We start from the raw sequence: 17,353 nt of genomic DNA, 5'->3' as shown, positions 1-17,353 counted from the left end.
GATCCGGGCCGCGCTTCGACATGGGCGCGGGCGATCACCACGGGCGGGCCGGGAATCCGGCCCGCCCGTCGGCGTCGCGTCAGTGACCGGCCGCCGGTGTGTGCGAGGCGGACGCCTTCGCCGGTGTGTGCGGGGTGGATCCGTGCGGTGCCGGGTCCGCCTTCCGGCCCTCCGGCCCCGCCGCCGGAGCCGGAACCTGCCCGGCGGGCGCCGCAGACTCCACCGGATCGGGCCCGGGTGCCGGAGCCTGCGAGGGTGCCGGTGGAGGCGGGGGCGGCTGCATGTCCTGCGGGCCGCCCGCCGGGGGCGTCCCCAGCGTGTCCAGGGCCTCCTGCGCCAGAGGCGCGTCCAGCGGCGAGAACTTCGGGTTGGTGCGCAGCGCGTCCTCCAGATGGCGGCGGGCCGGACCGAAGTCGTTCAACGCCCGCTGCACCACGCCCAGGTGGTACGCGTACAGCGCGTTCTGCCCACCCGAGTCGACCGCCTTCTGCGCGTACTCCAGGGCCGAGGCCGAATCGCCCGAGCGGTGCAGCGCCCAGCCCAGCGCGTCGGCCACCGCCGCGCTGTGGTGGCCCCGGCCCCACTCGGCCCGCAACTGCTCCACCGCCGCGTCCGCGTCGCCGTGCGCGGCCTCGAACCGGCCGAGGAGCAGCGCCTCGTCCACACCCCGCGCCCCGGCCCCGGCCAGCGCCTTGCGCAGCCGCGTGTACTGGTTGACCGAGTCGCCGTCCAGGCCGAGCGACTCGTACAGCTCGCCGAGCTCCAGCATGTACGCCGGGCGGGGCGACTTGGCGATGGCCGCCTGGTAGTCCCGCATGGCCTCGTCGGTGCGGCCGAGGGCAGCCAGCGCCCGAGCCCGCCCGGCGAGGGAGGGGTGGTGGGCGCTGTCCGTGCGCAGCGCGGCCCCGTACTGGGCCACGGCCTCCTCCGGCTCGCCGCGCTCCCAGGCCAGCTCGCCCAGCCGGGACAGGCAGACCGCCTTCTCCGCGGGTGTCCTGGCGCGGCCCGCCGCGTCCTGCGCGGTGGCGAGCGCGTCCTCGCGCCAGCCCCGGTCCCGGTACATCTCCGCCGTGCGGCCGAGCGACGGGACGCCCGCCCGCAGCGCCGCGTACTTCTCCACCGCCGTCGTCGCCGACTTGAGGTCGCCGAGGCCGTTGTACGCGTCGATCAGCTCCGGGTACACCGTCCACTGCTTCGGCAGCCGGGACCGTACCGTCTCGCCCCACTTCTTCGCCGTGACGAAGTCGTGCCGGGCGTTGGCGAGCGAGGCGAGGCCCACCCAGGCCGCCTCGTTGCCCCGGTCGCCCGGCTGAACGTCCAGCGACCGCTTCAGGGCCTGCTCGGCCCGCGTGTAGTACGCCGTGTCCGCGGCGCGCCGCCCCCATTCCACGTACGCCGACCCCAGCACCGCCCACGACTGCGCGTCCGAGGGGTGCGTGCCCACCCACTTCTGCCGGTCCCCGATGAGCGCCGTCAGATCGGGGAGCGAGGCGGGAGAGCCGTCCGCCGAGGCGGTCATCGCCCGCGACACCGGGCCGGGCAGGGGCGGCGCCGCGTCCTTGTCCTCGTCGGGCACGGCCACCACCGCACCCGTCACCAGCACCGCCCCCGCCACGGCGCCGAAAGCGGCCCGGCGCAGCGTCGTGCGCATCGACGCGGGCGGCGGTTCGGCCAGTGAGACGGGGTCCGGCGGCAGGGGTGGAGGGGATTCGCAGGGCGACGCGTACGCCGTGTCGGGGGAGTGGTCCGGCCCGGGGGCCGCCGGTGGCTGCTGCGGAGTGACGTCCATGCCGATCACTCTGCGTCAGTACGAAGATCGCACCGCGTCTTACGAAGGCTGCCGCATACGGGTTCACACCAATGGGCCCGGGTGCCAGTCTTGGATCATGGAAGATCTTCTCGAGCTACTGCGTGCGGGGGTCCCGGCCGAGGCCCTGATCACCGATCCGGACATCACCGCCTCCTACGCCAACGACATGGCGAGCTTCTGCGAGGCGGGCACACCGGCCGTCGTCGCGCTCCCGCGCACCGTCGAGCAGGTCCAGCACATCATGCGCACCGCCACGGCCCTGCGCGTCCCGGTCGTCCCCCAGGGAGCCCGCACGGGCCTGTCGGGCGCCGCCAACGCCTCCGACGGCTGCATCGTGCTCTCCCTGGTCAGGATGGACCGGATCCTGGAGATCAGCCCAGTCGACCGGATCGCCGTGGTGGAGCCGGGCGTCATCAACGCGGTGCTGTCCCGCGCGGTCAACGAGCACGGGCTGTACTACCCGCCGGACCCCTCCAGCTGGGAGACGTGCACCATCGGCGGCAACATCGGCACCGCGTCGGGCGGGCTGTGCTGCGTGAAGTACGGGGTCACCGCCGAGTACGTACTCGGCCTCGACGTCGTCCTCGCCGACGGACGCCTCCTCAGTACCGGCCGCCGCACCGCGAAGGGCGTCGCCGGATATGACCTCACCCGGCTCCTCGTCGGTTCCGAGGGCAGCCTCGGGATCGTCGTCAAGGCCGTGCTCGCGCTCAAGCCGCAGCCGCCCCGGCAGCTCGCCCTGGCCGCCGAGTTCCCCAGCGCCGCCGGCGCCTGCGACGCGATCTGCCGGATCATGGAGCGGGGGCACACCCCGTCACTCCTCGAACTGATGGACCGTACAACAGTCCGTGCGGTCAACAGGATGGCGAACATGGGCCTCCCCGACTCCACCGAGGCGCTCCTGCTCGCCGCCTTCGACACCCCGGACCCCGCGGCCGATCTGGCCGCCGTCGCCGAGCTGTGCACGGCCGCCGGCGCCACCGAGGTCGTCCCGGCCGACGACGAGGCAGAGTCCGAAATGCTGCTCCAGGCCCGGCGGATGTCGCTCACGGCCCTGGAGACCGTCAAGTCCGCCACGATGATCGACGACGTGTGCGTACCCCGCTCCCGGCTCGGCGCCATGCTGGAGGGCACCGCGGCCATCGCCGAGAAGTACGACCTGACCATCGGCGTCTGCGCCCACGCGGGCGACGGCAACACCCACCCGGTCGTCTGCTTCGACCACACCGACGCCGACGAGTCCCGGCGGGCCCGCGAGTCCTTCGACGAGATCATGGCGCTCGGCCTCGAACTCGGCGGCACGATCACCGGTGAACACGGCGTCGGCGTACTGAAGAAGGAGTGGCTCGCCCGCGAACTGGGCGAGGTGAGCGTGGAACTGCACAGGGGGATCAAGCAGGCCTTCGACCCGCTCGGTCTGCTCAACCCGGGCAAGGTGTTCTGACCTGGCAGAAGACCTGGGAGGAGGTTCGGGGGAAGGTCCGGCGGGACGTCCGGTGGAAGCCCCCGCACGGCTGCGGGCGCTCACTGCTCCCCGTCCTGCGACTCGTCCGAAGGCCAGGGGTCGCTCATCCACAGGTCGTCGGCCGGCAGCGGCGCCAGCAGCTCGGCCAGGCCCTCGTCGATGCCGAGCCGCTCGCTCTCGGTGCCGGGCGGGACCACCCGAAGGGTCCGCTCCACCCAGGCGGCCACCGCGGCGGACGGCACCTCCAGCAGGGCGTTGCCGTCGGGCGAGGTCAGCGCCACGCAGATGATGCTGCGGCGGTCGACCTTGGTGGGCCAGATCCGCACGTCCCCGTGCCCGCACGGCCGGAACACGCCCTCCACCAGCAGATCGCGGGCGAACGTCCAGTACACGGGGGCGTCCGAGCCGATGTGGAAGGTGATGTGCACGGCGTACGGGTCCTGGGTGCGATACGTCAGCCGGGCGGGCACGGGGATGCTGCGCTCGGGCGACAGGACCAGCTTGAGCTCCAGCTCGCGTTCCACGACGGTGTTCATGAGGCGTCCTCTCGAGGGCTGTGGGCCGGTCCCGCGACCGGCCTCTGTAGGGAGAGAGCGCCCCCGCCGCCATCCATTACGCGACTTCGGGAAAAAAGTTCGGGGTGACCGGAAAGTGGCCCAAACACCCGGACGGGCCCGGGGGCAGGCGGGTGTCTGATAGATGTGGACCCTTGTATGAGGACCGACCCTCCCCACTTGCCGGCCGGTCCAAGGCCTCGAAGAGATACGGGACCACGGTGATGAGCGCCCCAACCCCGGCACCCGGTGACGAAAGCCCCCGCGAGGGGTACTACCCAGACCCGTCCATTCCCGGCTACGTCCGGTACTGGAACGGCGCTTCGTGGGTGCCGGGCACGAGCAGGCCCGCCCCGCAACGGGGCGAGGCGATGCCCGCAGCACCCGCCGGAGAGGCGGCCGGACCGCAGCAGCCCGGCCCCGCGCCGGTGGACGAGACAGGACCGGTCTTCTTCGACGAGGAGCCGCTCGACGAGAGCCGGCCCGAACCGTCGACCGCCTGGCAGGCCGACGTGTCCCGGCAGAACGGCTTCGGCGGCGAGCGCGACCGCCGGGTCTCCTGGGGCGGCACGGGACAGCCCCCGCAGGCCGGCGGGCCGGAGCCGGGTGCCGACCCGCGTACGCCGGGGGGCGGTTCCCCGGCGTACGACACGCCCGACCGCTCCCCGGAGGTCCGTTCCACCGCCGATCGTTCCCCGGCGGTCCGCGTCCCAGCGGCCGGTACGTCGGCCGACCGCTCGGCCGCCGACCGTTCGCCCGCCGACCCGCGCCGGCCGGTGCGGGAGGATCCCACCGGCGGAGCGCTGCCGGGCATGCGGGACGGCGGCGACGGGGCCGAGAACACCGTCGCCATCCGGGTCGCCCGCCCCGGCCGCTCCGGCGGCGGCCGTGACGCGGAACAGCCGCCCGCCGACGGGACGGTCACGATGCGCGCCGTGGGTCCGGGCCGCACCCCGCCGGCCCCGCGCGAGGCGGAACAGCCGCCCGCCGACGGGACGGTCACGATGCGGGCCGTGGGTCCGGGCCGCACCCCGCCGGCCCCGCGCGAGACGGAACAGCCGCCCGCCGACGGGACGATGACGATCCGGGCGATCGGTCCCGGCACCGCGTCCGCCTCCCCGCGGGCCGCCGGGCCCGCCGCACCGGCCTCACCCCGGCCCGCCGCGCCCGCACCGGGCCCCGCGCGACAGGGCCCGGCCGCCCAGGACCCGGCCGGGCCCAACAGCCCGCTCACGCCCGGCCCTGGCGGCGGCGCCACCTCATGGGCCCAGCAGGCCCCGCAGCAGGCCCGGCCCGAACAGGCCGCCCTGCCGCAGGCGCCCGCGCGACAGCAACGGCCCGCCTTCCCCCAGCAGCCCCAGGGATCGCAGCCGGACCAGCCCGTCGTGCCCTGGAAGCCCCCGGTCAACGACCACTTCCAACAGCTCGCTGCGGACCGGACGGCGGCCCGCCCGGCCGCGCTCGGCAAGCGGTTCGCGGCCCGGCTCATCGACACCGTCGTACTGTCCGCGCTCGCGGGAGCCGTCGCCGTCCCCCTCGCGACCCGGGCCGCCGACCACATCAACGAGAAGATCGACGCGGCCAAGCTGTCCGGTGAGACGGTCACCGTATGGCTGCTGGACTCCACCACCGCCGGACTGGCCGCCGCGGTACTCGGCGTCCTCCTGGTGCTGGGCGTCCTCCTGGAAGCCGTGCCCACCGCGAAGTGGGGCCGTACGCTCGGCAAGAAGCTCTGCGGGCTCGACGTTCGGGACATCGAGTCCCACTCGGCACCCGGCTTCGGCGCCGCGCTGCGCCGCTGGCTGGTCTACGGACTGCTCGGCATCCTGGTGATCGGTGTGGTCAACGTGGCGTGGTGCCTGATCGACAAGCCGTGGCGCCAGTGCTGGCACGACAAGGCGGCGCGCACTTTCGTGGCCGGCTGACCGGCGGTCCGCACCGCCGTGGCCGGATGACCGCCGGTCCCCGTGTCCGGGGCCGGCGGGAACCCGCCCGGCCGACGGCTCATCGGGTGAGGGCCGTCGGACGGTCTCTGTCCCCCAAAAGCACCTGAGCCCTTGCGGGGGCCCGTGCGGCGGGGTGCACTGCCCCCATGAGCAACGATCAGCCGACGTCCGGTCAGCCGCCCGAGGACGACCCGTTCCTCAAGAAGCCGCACGAGCCCCAGCCGCCGTCATCGGGTTCGCCCTACGACAGCGCGCCACCGCCCCCGCCCTACGATCCGGGCCCCTACGGGGGTGGCCGGCCCGGTGGCGGGGACCCGCTGGCGGGCATGCCGCCGCTCGCCGAGCCCGGCAAGCGCATCCTGGCCCGGCTGATCGACTTCCTGATCATCTCGATCCCGCTGTACCTGATCTCACTGCCCTGGGGCGGCGCGGTCGAGGTGTCCAACAACGACAACGGCAACGACGACGTCGGCGACATCTTCGCCCAGACGTACAGCGGTCATCAGCTGCTCTGGTCGCTGATCGGCCTGGTGGTCTACGTCGGGTACGACACCTACTTCACGCACAAGGACGGCCGCACCCTCGGCAAGCGGTTGCTGAAGCTGCGGGTCGCGATGCTCAACGACGGCAGCGTGCCGGACACCGGGAGTTCGTTCCTGCGGGCCGTGGTGCTGTGGCTGCCGGCGCTGCTGTGCTGCCCGTGCCTGTGGTGGCTGATCAACATCGTGCTGATGTTCACGGACAAGCCGTACCGGCAGGGTCTGCAGGACAAGGCGGCCAAGACGGTGGTGGTGACCACCAACAACTGAGGGCGCTCCGGCGGAGCAGGGGCGGACCGGGCCGGGAGGGCGTGTCGGCACTCTCCCGGCCCCGCCGGCCGTCAGCGCCGCAGTGAGTGCTCGCCCATCCGTGCGGAGGTGCGCGCGGCCGGGATCCTGCGCTGTACGTGATCGAGGGTGCGGCCCTCGGGTCCGGCGCCGGGGTGGGCGCCCTGGTGTGCGGACGCCGCGGCGCCCGTCGTCGCCGGCCGTGCCGTCCTCCGGCGTGCCGGTGCGGGCACGGTGACGGCCACCAGCAGGCCGAGCGCGAGCGCGGCCGTACAGATCACGGCGATGCCGAGGTCCGAATCGGTGCGGGACAGCAGCAGCAGGGCGAGGGCCGAGAAGACGACGGTGACCGAACCGTAGGAGAGCTGTGCAGCTGTAGGACGCGGCATGGCGTTATCCGTCCTCGGGACGTCGGATGGGCGGTCTCTCAACACGGTCGCACTGTCAAGCGACTCTACGACGGTGGATGCCCCCGAGGAACGGGTAGTAAGCATGACCTAACCCACAGTGCCGGAGCACAGGGGGCGCACGGAGTCATACCCCGCTCCAATTGAGGACGTCGGCGCGCCGGTTGGGCGCGGAGCACTCGTCCGGATAACGGAAATGTGCTCCTGCATAGTGCACTTGGTCTGTTCAAGTCAAGGTCTGTCTTTTCTCACGTAACTCCGGTCGAATGGCGTCACTTGTGACGCGTTTCCGCGCGCGGCCCCCTTCACACTCCCAGGCCGCAGTCGCGGGCGCCGGGGAGGACTGCATCACGTGATCATTAAGAGACGGGCGCTTCGCACCGGAGCGGTTGTCGTGGCCATGGCCGCGACCGCCGCCACCGCATCCGCCTTCGCCACCGCTCAGGCTGATGACAAGGCGTCAGGCACCGCCGCCACCAGCATCGACCGCCGGGACCCGGGGTCGGCCGAGGGCGACGCGCACAACCTGGAAGGCCCGTTCAGCAAGCAGCAGGACGCTCAGCGTCAGGCCGCTCTGGAACAGGTCATATCCGGCGACAAGAAGGTCTCGACGCGCAGCGGTTCCAACGTCGTCAAGCTCGACACGAACAAGTACGTCGAGCTCGGCCGCGAGAAGACCGACAAGATCTTCACCATCCTGGTGGAGTTCGGCGACAAGGTCGACAACACGACCACGTACGACCCGGACGGCGACGGCCCCAAGCCGCCCGTCCCCAAGTACGGCGGCACGGCCGGACCGGCGCACAACAAGATAGCCAAGCCGGACCCCAAGAAGGACAACAGCACCGCCTGGCAGGCCGATTACAACCAGGCCCACTTCCAGGACCTGTACTTCGGTGAGGGTGCCGGCAAGGACTCGCTCAAGACGTACTACGAGAAGACGTCCTCCGGGCGCTACTCCGTCGACGGCGAGGTCTCCGACTGGGTCAAGGTCCCGTACAACGAGGCGCGCTACGGCTCGAACTACTGCGGTTCGACCAACTGCTCCAACGCCTGGGACATGATCAAGGACGGCGTGAACGCCTGGGCCGCCGACCAGAAGGCCAAGGGCCGTACGCCGGAGCAGATCAAGACCGATCTCGCCCAGTACGACCAGTGGGACCGCTACGACTACGACAACGACGGCGACTTCAACGAGCCCGACGGCTACATCGACCACTTCCAGGTCGTGCACGCCGGTGAGGACGAGTCGGCCGGCGGCGGCGTCGAGGGCACCAACGCCATCTGGGCGCACCGCTGGTACGCCTACGGCACGGACGCCGGTGCGACCGGCCCGGCCGAGAACAAGGCCGGCGGCACCCAGATCGGTGACTCCGGCATCTGGGTCGGCGACTACACCGCACAGCCCGAGAACGGCGGCCTGGGCGTCTTCGCCCACGAGTACGGCCACGACCTCGGCCTGCCGGACCTCTACGACACCACCAACACCGCCGAGAACTCGGTCGGTTTCTGGTCCCTGATGTCGGCCGGCTCCTGGCTCGGCACCGGTAAGAACAGCATCGGTGACCTGCCCGGCGACATGACCGCCTGGGACAAGCTCCAGCTGGGCTGGCTCAACTACGGCGAGGCCAAGGCCGCGACGAAGTCGACCCACAAGCTGGGCGTGTCCGAGTACAACACCAAGGACAAGCAGGCGCTCGTCGTCACGCTGCCCGACAAGGCCGTCACCACCGCCGTCACGGCGCCCGCCGAGGGTGCCAAGCAGTGGTGGAGCGACATGGGTGACAACCTCAACAACACCCTGTCCCGCCCGGTCGACCTCACCGGCAAGTCCAAGGCCTCCCTGGACCTGGCCGGCTGGTGGGACATCGAGGCGGACTACGACTACCTCTACACCGAGGTGTCCGAGAACGGCGGGACCAGCTGGACCGCGATCGACGGCACCGCCGACGGCAAGGCGATCACGCGCGACGCCAGTGACAAGCCGGCCCTGACCGACGTCTCCGGCAAGTACCAGAAGCTCTCGTTCCCGCTGGACGCCTACGCGGGCAAGAAGATCGACATCCGCTTCCGCTACGCCACCGACGGCGGCGCGGGCGGCGTGGGCTTCGCGGCCGACACCATCGCGGTCAACGCGGACGGTGCCGCGCTCTTCACTGACAACGCCGAGGGCGACGACAACGGCTGGACCGCCAAGGGCTTCTCGCGGGTCGGTGAGTCGTTCACCAAGGACTACCCGCAGTACTACCTCGCGGAGAACCGCCAGTACGTCAGCTACGACCAGACACTCAAGGTCGGCCCGTACAACTTCGGCTTCGCCAACACCCGTCCGGACTGGGTCGAGCACTTCCCGTACCAGAACGGTCTGCTCATCTGGCTCTGGGACACCTCCCAGAAGGACAACAACGTCTCGGTCCACCCGGGCCAGGGCCTGATCCTGCCGGTCGACGCGCACGCCAAGCCGCTGAAGTGGTCTGACGGCACGGTCATCCGCAACAAGATCCAGCCCTTCGACGCCCCGTTCAGCTGGTACCCCACCGACGGCTTCACGCTCCACCTCGGTGACGTGGCCACGAAGATCAAGCCGCAGCTCGGCGTGCCGGTCTTCGACGACCACAAGGGAACCTACTGGTACAAGGAGAACAAGACCGGAAGCGTTCAGGTCGCTGACACCAACACCAAGATCTCGATCATCAGCGAGCCGCTCAGCGGCGACACGATGACCGTCCAGGTTGGTGCCTCGAAGAAGTAATCCGGTATCACCGCAGGTCAAACCATGATCGGCCGTCGCCCTCTAGCGGGCGGCGGCCGATCGTGTTTAGGTGCCTCTTGTTCCGTTTCTTATTGACACAACGTCTTACGGGGGAGCTCGGAGTATGGCCGGCGGAGGATTCAGCAAGTTGCCGAACGGCAGTGTGGTCGTCGCGATCACCCTGCCCAGTCCGGCGCAGAGCGTGGGACCGGACACCCCGGTACGCGTCCTGGTACACGCGGCGAACCGGGCCCGCGCACTGACCCGGCTGCGCAATCTGGGACTGCGGGCCGTCTACCTCCGCGGCAACGCCGAACCGCCGACCCCGGACGAGATCACCGCCGTGCTGCACCACCCGGACGGCCTGCTGTGGCGCGCGAGACCCGAGCGGGCCCAGGAGCTCTGGCACCCGATCCGGGCGCTCCTGAGGCCCGCCCTGCCGGCCCGGCAGGCCTGACCCGCCCGCGGCTCAGACCACGGGCTTGCCGGTGAGCACCACGCCCGCGTCCTTGAGCTCCGCCAGCGCCCGGTCCGTCGTCGCCTCGGCGACGCCCGCGGTCAGATCGAGCAGCACGTGCGTGGCGAAGCCCTCACGGACGGCGTCCAGTGCGGTGGCCCGCACACAGTGGTCGGTCGCGATGCCGACCACGTCGACCGCGTCCACCCCGCGGTCCCGTAGCCACTCGGCCAGCCCCACGCCGTTCTCGTCGAGGCCTTCGAAACCGCTGTACGCGGCGGCGTGCGCACCCTTGTCGAACACCGTGTCGATCGCCCCGGAGGCGACGGCGGGCGCGAAATTGGGGTGGAAGCCGACCCCCTCCGTCCCGGCCACGCAGTGCGCGGGCCAGGAGTGCTCGAAGTCGGGCGTCTCGGAGAAGTGGTCGCCGGGGTCGATGTGGTGATCACGGGTGGCCACCACGTGCCGGTAGCCCGGCTGGGCCTCACCGATGAGATCGGTGATGGCGGCGGCGACGTCGGCACCACCCGTCACCGCGAGGCTGCCGCCCTCACAGAAGTCGTTCTGAACGTCCACGACGATCAAGGCGCGGTGCATGGCGGGTGTCCTTCGGTGGGGGAGGGGGACGAGAGGCGGTTACGGGGGTGGCACCGAGCCTAGAGACTCGGCCACCCCTTAGGGAGAGGCGCGGGCATATCAAGCCCGCCGGACAGGTCCGGCCCGCCAGAACCGAGCCCGTCCGGAGATCGAGGACGAAGCGGCCACCCGGGCGCACCGGGCGGCCGCTCGTTCCTCACACGTACAACGTGGGCAGCACCGGCTCGCCCCGGGACAACTGCATGGCGGACATCGGCAGCCCCGCCCGCGCCGCGATGTGCCGCTCCCGCGCCGCGTCCAGCGGCTCCCGCGCGGCCTCGACCACCTCACCGCCCCGCACCAGCTCGACCAGCAGCTGCCGGTCGGCCAGCTCCGGCGGCACCGGACCGGTCCCGATCACCTCGGTCTCGGCCACCCCGTCCTCGTCCAGCCGCCGGGCCGCCCACTTGCGGCCGCCGATCGAGGTCTTGGCGCCCATCGACTTCTTCGCGACCGGCCGCAGCGGGTCCGCCGGATCGGCGGATGAGGCGCGGGCGACGAGCTTGTAGACCATCGAGCAGGTCGGCTGCCCGCTGCCGGTCACCAGCTGGGTGCCCACCCCGTACGCGTCCACCGGGGCGGCGGCCAGCGAGGCGATGGCGTACTCGTCCAGGTCCGAGGTCACCACGATCTTCGTGCCGGTCGCGCCCAGCTCGTCCAGCTGCTGGCGCACCCGGTGCGCGACCAGCAGCAGGTCGCCGGAGTCGATCCGCACCGCCCCCAGCTCCGTCCCGGCGACCTCGACCGCGGTACGGACCGCCGCCGTGACGTCGTAGGTGTCGACCAGCAGCGTCGTGTCGCGTCCCAGCGAGTCGACCTGGGCCCGGAACGCGTCGCGCTCGGAGTCGTGCAGCAGGGTGAAGGCGTGGGCGCTCGTCCCGACGGTCGGGATGTTGTAGCGGAAGCCCGCGGCCAGGTCGGATGTGGTGTCGAAGCCGCCGATGTACGCGGCGCGGGCCGAGGCCACCGCAGACAGCTCGTGGGTGCGTCGTGCACCCATCTCGATCAGCCCGCGCCCGCCCGCCGCCGCCGACATCCGGGAGGCCGCCGCGGCGATCGCCGAGTCGTGGTTGAGGATCGAGAGGATCACCGTCTCCAGGAGCACGCACTCGGCGAAGGAGCCCTCGACCCGCAGGATCGGCGAGCCGGGGAAGTACACCTCGCCCTCCGGGTAGCCCCAGATGTCCCCGCTGAAGCGATAATCGGCCAGATAGTCGAGCGTCGGAGCGTCGACGACCTTCTGGTCGCGCAGGAAGGTGAGCATCTCGTCGTCGAAGTGGAAGTTCTCGACCGCGTCCAGAACCCGCCCGGTGCCCGCGACGACGCCGTAGCGCCGCCCCTCGGGCAGTCGGCGGGTGAACGCCTCGAAGACCGAGCGCCGGTCGGCGGTGCCGGCCTTCAGCGCGGCCTGCACCATCGTGAGCTCGTACTGGTCGGTGAAGAGCGCTGTCGACGGCACACCGACCCGTCGCCCAAGGTCCGCAGAGTTCATGCCGGGGATGCTACCCCTATTTCGTCAAAGTGACGAGATGGGGGTGGCGCACCCGGCGCGGGGCCGGGGCCGTTTGTGCGATGCCCCCTCCCGGGTGGCAGCATGGGGTAGGTGAGCGTCGCCCCCGTAGAGATCGAACGTCCAGAATCGGCCGAGGAGAACCTCGTTGTCCCCGAGCCCGACGTCCCCTGGGTGACGCTGGTCCACAACGACCCGGTCAACCTCATGAGCTATGTGACCTATGTCTTCCAGGCCTATTTCGGCTATTCGAAGGACAAGGCGCACAAGCTGATGCTCGACGTCCATCAGAAGGGCCGGGCGGTCGTCTCCAGCGGCAGCCGCGAGGAGATGGAACGCGACGTCCAGGCCATGCACGGTTACGGGCTGTGGGCCACACTCACCCAGGACCGCAACTGAACCACCCCGCACCGCCCCCGTCCGCCCCGCCCGACCACCATCGGAGACAACCCATGGCCGGCCACTTCGAGGCCACCCCCGGCGGCGGCGCGGCCGTCGCGCTCGACGAGGTGGAGATCGCGATCCTGCGCTCCCTCGCCGTCCAGCTGCTGGAGCTCATCGGCCCCGGCGACGAACCCGCCGAAGGGGAGGACCCGCTCGCCGCGCTCTTCGCCGAGGGCCCCAGCGAGCCGCCCAGCGACCCGGCGGTGGCCCGGCTCTTCCCCGAGGCCTACGGCGACGAGGACAGCGAGCTGCGAGCCGCGTCCGCCGAGTTCCGCCGCTTCACCGAGAACGACCTGCGCACCCGCAAGCGCGACGACGCCCTCGTCGTCGTCCGTACCCTGGACGCGCTCACCCCGCCGTCGGAAGGAGCGTCGCGCGGCGACTCGGGCAAGGGTGCTGGTGGGCCAATGGCGGGCGGCGCGGCCGTGCTCACGCTCACCCCCGACGAATGCCGCAGCTGGCTGGGGACCCTCAACGACCTGCGGCTGACCATCGGCACCCGGCTGGAGGTCTCGGACGAGGACGGCGGCGAGGACGGCTCGCTCTACCGGCTGCCCGACAGCGATCCGCGCAAGCCCATGGTGATGGCCTACCTCTGGCTGGGCGCACTCCAGGAAACGCTCGTCGAGACCTTGATGCCGTAACGCGGCACATGCGCGGCACCGCAGCGTGTTCGCTCAACGGACGCTCAAATCCAAATAACGATCGCGTCACCTGATCAGCCTTTTTTGCGATGCCTGAACACCGATGTCCGCTTTTTCTTGTGGTATGCGCCACATGGCGTCCGGTGGGACGTCGTGGTGCGCGTGATAAATCTTCACGACCACTCGGGGGACGCCACCTCTGTTCCCCGAGGGCGCTATGAGCCGGCAACCGCCGACAGCACTCCATCCATATCCGGGGGGATCAGGACCTGATCCGCTGCCGAAGGGCGCGGATCGGCGTGGAGAAAGGCGCACCACATGACATCGGCGCAGGTCGACGACAAGGGACAGAACGACCCGCACGCCGCAGCCGCGGATGCCACCACCTCCGCCGAGGGCTACCAGAGAGCTCTCGGTGCCCGCCAGATCCAGATGATCGCGATCGGCGGCGCCATCGGCACCGGCCTCTTCCTCGGCGCCGGCAAGGCCATCGCCAAGGCCGGGCCCAGCCTCATCCTGGCCTACGCCATCGCGGGCCTGGTGATCTTCTTCATCATGCGGGCCCTGGGCGAACTCCTCATGTACCGCCCGGTCTCCGGCTCCTTCTCGGAGTACGCCCGCGAATTCATCGGGCCCTTCGCCGGCTTTGTCACGGGCTGGACCTACTGGCTGTTCTGGGTGGTCACCGGAATCACCGAAGTCACCGCCGCCGCCCAGTACATGACCTTCTGGTTCGACATACCGCAATGGGTGTCCGCACTGGTCTTCACGATCATTCTGTACGGCGTGAACCTGATCTCGGTGAAGCTCTTCGGCGAACTCGAATTCTGGTTCTCGATGGTCAAGGTCACCGCCATCGTCGGCATGATCCTCATCTGCGCCGGAATCCTCACCCTCGGCTTCTCCGACGCCGGCGACACCGCGACCGTCACCCACCTCTGGGCCGACGGCGGCTTCTTCCCGCACGGCATCAAGGGCACCCTGATGACCTTGCAGATCGTGATGTTCGCCTTCCTCGCCGTCGAACTCGTCGGCGTCACCGCGGGCGAGTCCAAGGACCCGAAGACCGTCCTGCCCAAGGCCATCAACACCGTGCCGTGGCGCATCGCCGTCTTCTACGTCGGCGCCCTGATCATGATCCTCTCGGTGGTGCCCTGGACCGAGTTCTCGCCGGGCGTCTCCCCGTTCGTCGAAGCCTTCGAGAAGATGGGGCTCGGCCTCGGCGCGGGCATCGTCAACTTCGTCGTGCTGACCGCCGCGCTCTCCTCCTGCAACTCCGGCATGTACTCCACCGGCCGCATGCTGCGCGACCTCGCGCTCAACGGCCAGGGCCCGAAGTTCTTCACCCGGCTGACCAGGAGCGGCACCCCGCTCGTCGGCACCACCGTCTCGGCCGCCCTCATGCTCGTCGGCGTGTGGATCAACTACCAGTGGCCCGGCGACGCCTTCACCTACGTCGTCTCCTTCGCCACCATCTCCGGCATGTGGGCCTGGATCATGATCCTCATCAGTCAGATCCGCTACCGTCGGCTGGCCGACCGCGGAGTTCTTCCCCAGTCGAGCTTCCGGGCCCCCGGTGCCCCGTTCACCAGCTTCTTCGCCCTCGCCTTCATCGGCATGGTCATCGTGATGATGGGCATCGACAAGGACGCCAGGATCTCGCTGTACTGCGCGCCCCTGTGGGCCCTGATCCTCGGCGTCTCGTACCTGGTCCTCAAGGCCCGCAACCCCGGGAACAAGGCCTTCGCCGGCCGCTGAAGCCAGCCGCCCCACGGGTCGCGTCCACGATACGGGCCCCCGCGTACCACTCCTCGGTACGCGGGGGCCCGTCGTCCTATCCTGGGCGCCATGCTGACCATCACCCAGGCGTTGTACGACCAGATCGTCGCGCACTCCCGTGCCGACCACCCCGACGAGGCGTGCGGCGTGGTCGCCGGACCTGCCGGAACCGGCCGCGCCGAACGCTTCATCCCCATGCTCAACGCGGCCCGCTCGCCCACGTTCTACGAATTCGACTCGGCCGACCTCCTCAAGCTCTACCGCGACATGGACGACCGCGACGAGGAACCCGTGATCGTCTACCACTCGCACACGGCGACCGAGGCCTATCCCTCCCGCACCGACGTCACCTACGCCAACGAACCCGGCGCCCACTACGTCCTCGTGTCCACCGCCGACACGGACGATGCGGGGCCCTTCCAGTTCCGCTCCTACCGCATCGTGGACGGCGAGATCACCGAGGAGGACGTCGAGGTCGTCGAGGCCCAGCTGGCCGACTGACCCGGCTCTGTCCACCTGTCGAACGCCAACCATCCATCAGGTGAGATCACATTCCGAATCCCGGACCGGGAATCGATACGATGAGCGCATGGTTCCCCATGACGTGAGCGACAAGACGCCGGGCATGCTGCTCGTGGCGCGCCTGCACGTCGACCTGTGCCGGCTCTCCAGCGCGATCTGTACGAACCACCGGGCCGCCGGCCGCGAGGCCTGAGACCGGCCGGGGCCCGGCGCCGCCCCGTCCGGGCGCCACCCGCATACGCACCACCCCCGCGCGGGGGCAGAGCCGCGCGTCCCACGCCCACCGCCACCACTCCGCTTCGACAGGAGCCCACGCCATGGCCATCGAGGTCCGCATCCCGACCATCCTCCGCACCTACACCGACGGCGCCAAGGCCGTCGAAGGCAACGGGGACACCCTCGCCGACCTCTTCACGGACCTGGAGAGCCGCCACACCGGCATCCGTGAGCGCATCGTCGACGGCGACCAGCTCCGCCGCTTCGTGAACGTGTACCTGAACGACGAGGACGTCCGCTTCCTCGACGGCATCTCCACCAAGCTCAGTGACGGCGACAACATCACCATCCTCCCGGCCGTCGCCGGCGGCATGAACTGATGCGCTACGACAGCCCGCTCGCCGCAGTGGGCAACACCCCGCTCGTCCGCCTGCCGCGGCTGTCACCGTCGGACGACGTCCGCATCTGGGCCAAGCTGGAGGACCGCAACCCCACCGGCTCGATCAAGGACCGCCCCGCGCTCCACATGGTCGAGCAGGCCGAGAAGGACGGCCGGCTCACCCCCGGCTGCACCATCCTCGAACCCACCAGCGGCAACACCGGCATCTCGCTCGCCATGGCGGCCAAGCTCAAGGGCTACCGCATCGTCTGCGTCATGCCGGAGAACACCTCGCAGGAACGGCGCGACCTGCTCGCCATGTGGGGCGCCGAGATCATCTCCTCCCCGGCTGCGGGCGGCTCCAACACCGCCGTCCGCGTCGCCAAGGAACTGTCGCAGCAGCACCCGGACTGGGTGATGCTCTACCAGTACGGCAACCCGGACAACGCGGGCGCCCACTACGCCACCACCGGCCCGGAGATCCTCACCGACCTCCCGTCGATCACCCACTTCGTGGCGGGCCTCGGCACCACGGGCACGCTCATGGGCGTGGGCCGCTACCTGCGCGAGAACGTCGAGGGCATCAGGATCGTCGCAGCCGAGCCGCGCTACGACGACCTGGTCTACGGCCTGCGCAACCTCGACGAGGGCTTCGTCCCCGAGCTGTACGACGCCTCGGTCCTCACCACCCGCTTCTCCGTCGGCTCGGCCGACGCGGTCACCCGCACCCGCGAACTCCTCCAGCAGGAGGGCATCTTCGCGGGTGTCTCCACCGGGGCCGCGCTGCACGCGGCGATCGGTGTCGGCAACAAGGCGGTCAAGGCCGGCGAGCGGGCCGACATCGTCTTCGTCGTCGCGGACGGGGGCTGGAAGTACCTGTCGACGGGCGTGTACACGGCGCCCACGACGGAAGCGGCGATCGAGACCATGCACGGCCAGCTCTGGGCGTAGCGCCCGCGCTGTACCCACCCCGGACGCCGGGGGCCTCGGACCACAGCGGTCCCG

Annotated in this window: 17 protein-coding genes; 12 read left to right on the top strand and 5 right to left on the bottom strand. The window is 70.6% G+C overall.

Features of this window, described 5'->3' with window-relative positions; all coding sequences use genetic code 11:
* Positions 1-79 precede the first annotated feature (79 nt).
* Complete coding sequence (locus ACFVJX_RS30280) at positions 80-1,789, bottom strand: tetratricopeptide repeat protein (RefSeq protein ID WP_384129861.1); 1,710 nt, start codon at positions 1,787-1,789, stop codon at positions 80-82.
* Between the two features lie 97 nt (positions 1,790-1,886).
* Here ACFVJX_RS30280 and ACFVJX_RS30275 point away from each other — a divergent pair, with 97 nt between their 5' ends.
* The gene (locus ACFVJX_RS30275) at positions 1,887-3,254 is read left to right on the top strand and encodes an FAD-binding oxidoreductase (protein ID WP_384129864.1); all 1,368 of its coding nucleotides are present in this window, start codon (positions 1,887-1,889) and stop codon (positions 3,252-3,254) included.
* A gap of 80 nt (positions 3,255-3,334) precedes the next feature.
* On the opposite strand, the gene ACFVJX_RS30270 is transcribed toward ACFVJX_RS30275, so the two are convergent.
* The gene (locus ACFVJX_RS30270) at positions 3,335-3,811 is read right to left on the bottom strand and encodes an SsgA family sporulation/cell division regulator (RefSeq protein ID WP_384129867.1); all 477 of its coding nucleotides are present in this window, start codon (positions 3,809-3,811) and stop codon (positions 3,335-3,337) included.
* 242 nt (positions 3,812-4,053) lie between these two features.
* On the opposite strand from ACFVJX_RS30270, the gene ACFVJX_RS30265 reads away from it, so the two are divergent.
* Together ACFVJX_RS30265 and ACFVJX_RS30260 are read left to right on the top strand one after the other, a co-directional pair.
* On the top strand, positions 4,054-5,754 hold the full coding sequence (locus tag ACFVJX_RS30265; protein WP_384129870.1) for an RDD family protein: 1,701 nt from the start codon (positions 4,054-4,056) through the stop codon (positions 5,752-5,754).
* 167 nt (positions 5,755-5,921) lie between these two features.
* Positions 5,922-6,584 (top strand): RDD family protein, encoded by a 663-nt coding sequence (locus ACFVJX_RS30260; protein ID WP_384129874.1) that lies wholly within the window; start codon positions 5,922-5,924, stop codon positions 6,582-6,584.
* A 71-nt stretch (positions 6,585-6,655) separates the two neighbouring features.
* On the opposite strand, the gene ACFVJX_RS30255 is transcribed toward ACFVJX_RS30260, so the two are convergent.
* Positions 6,656-6,991, bottom strand: a complete 336-nt coding sequence (locus ACFVJX_RS30255) for a hypothetical protein (RefSeq protein WP_384129877.1) — start codon at positions 6,989-6,991, stop codon at positions 6,656-6,658.
* A 370-nt stretch (positions 6,992-7,361) separates the two neighbouring features.
* Between ACFVJX_RS30255 and ACFVJX_RS30250 the strand changes: the two genes are divergently transcribed.
* A complete protein-coding gene (locus ACFVJX_RS30250; protein ID WP_384129880.1) occupies positions 7,362-9,761 on the top strand; it encodes an immune inhibitor A domain-containing protein in 2,400 nt (799 codons plus the stop codon).
* A gap of 124 nt (positions 9,762-9,885) precedes the next feature.
* A complete protein-coding gene (locus tag ACFVJX_RS30245) occupies positions 9,886-10,218 on the top strand; it encodes a hypothetical protein (RefSeq protein ID WP_384129883.1) in 333 nt (110 codons plus the stop codon).
* Positions 10,219-10,230: 12 nt separating this feature from the next.
* Here ACFVJX_RS30245 and ACFVJX_RS30240 read toward each other — a convergent pair whose 3' ends face one another.
* On the bottom strand, positions 10,231-10,815 hold the full coding sequence (locus tag ACFVJX_RS30240; RefSeq protein ID WP_384129886.1) for an isochorismatase family protein: 585 nt from the start codon (positions 10,813-10,815) through the stop codon (positions 10,231-10,233).
* Between the two features lie 196 nt (positions 10,816-11,011).
* Positions 11,012-12,346, bottom strand: coding sequence for a nicotinate phosphoribosyltransferase (locus tag ACFVJX_RS30235; RefSeq protein WP_384129888.1), 1,335 nt, complete (start codon positions 12,344-12,346; stop codon positions 11,012-11,014).
* 111 nt (positions 12,347-12,457) lie between these two features.
* Here ACFVJX_RS30235 and clpS point away from each other — a divergent pair, with 111 nt between their 5' ends.
* The 7 genes from clpS (at position 12,458) to ACFVJX_RS30200 (ending at position 17,299) form a co-directional block, all read left to right on the top strand.
* Positions 12,458-12,763 (top strand): ATP-dependent Clp protease adapter ClpS, encoded by a 306-nt coding sequence (gene clpS / locus ACFVJX_RS30230; protein WP_018555894.1) that lies wholly within the window; start codon positions 12,458-12,460, stop codon positions 12,761-12,763.
* 53 nt (positions 12,764-12,816) lie between these two features.
* Positions 12,817-13,452, top strand: a complete 636-nt coding sequence (locus tag ACFVJX_RS30225) for a DUF2017 domain-containing protein (RefSeq protein ID WP_384129892.1) — start codon at positions 12,817-12,819, stop codon at positions 13,450-13,452.
* A gap of 318 nt (positions 13,453-13,770) precedes the next feature.
* Complete coding sequence (locus ACFVJX_RS30220) at positions 13,771-15,210, top strand: amino acid permease (RefSeq protein ID WP_384129895.1); 1,440 nt, start codon at positions 13,771-13,773, stop codon at positions 15,208-15,210.
* A 90-nt stretch (positions 15,211-15,300) separates the two neighbouring features.
* Positions 15,301-15,732, top strand: a complete 432-nt coding sequence (locus tag ACFVJX_RS30215) for a Mov34/MPN/PAD-1 family protein (protein WP_384129897.1) — start codon at positions 15,301-15,303, stop codon at positions 15,730-15,732.
* A gap of 88 nt (positions 15,733-15,820) precedes the next feature.
* Entirely contained in the window at positions 15,821-15,946 is a 126-nt protein-coding gene (locus tag ACFVJX_RS30210; protein WP_384129899.1) for a putative leader peptide, read from the top strand.
* 124 nt (positions 15,947-16,070) lie between these two features.
* Positions 16,071-16,349, top strand: coding sequence for a MoaD/ThiS family protein (locus ACFVJX_RS30205; protein WP_266779301.1), 279 nt, complete (start codon positions 16,071-16,073; stop codon positions 16,347-16,349).
* A complete protein-coding gene (locus ACFVJX_RS30200; protein WP_384129902.1) occupies positions 16,349-17,299 on the top strand; it encodes a PLP-dependent cysteine synthase family protein in 951 nt (316 codons plus the stop codon). Before ACFVJX_RS30205 ends, ACFVJX_RS30200 begins: the two co-directional genes overlap by 1 nt.
* Positions 17,300-17,353 lie beyond the last annotated feature (54 nt).

Origin of the sequence: Streptomyces sp. NPDC127177, assembly GCF_042672475.1 — a bacterium.
In the GTDB taxonomy this organism is placed as follows: domain Bacteria; phylum Actinomycetota; class Actinomycetes; order Streptomycetales; family Streptomycetaceae; genus Streptomyces.
Note: the sequence above shows the minus strand (reverse complement) of the source record. Positions and strands in the feature narration are given on the sequence as shown.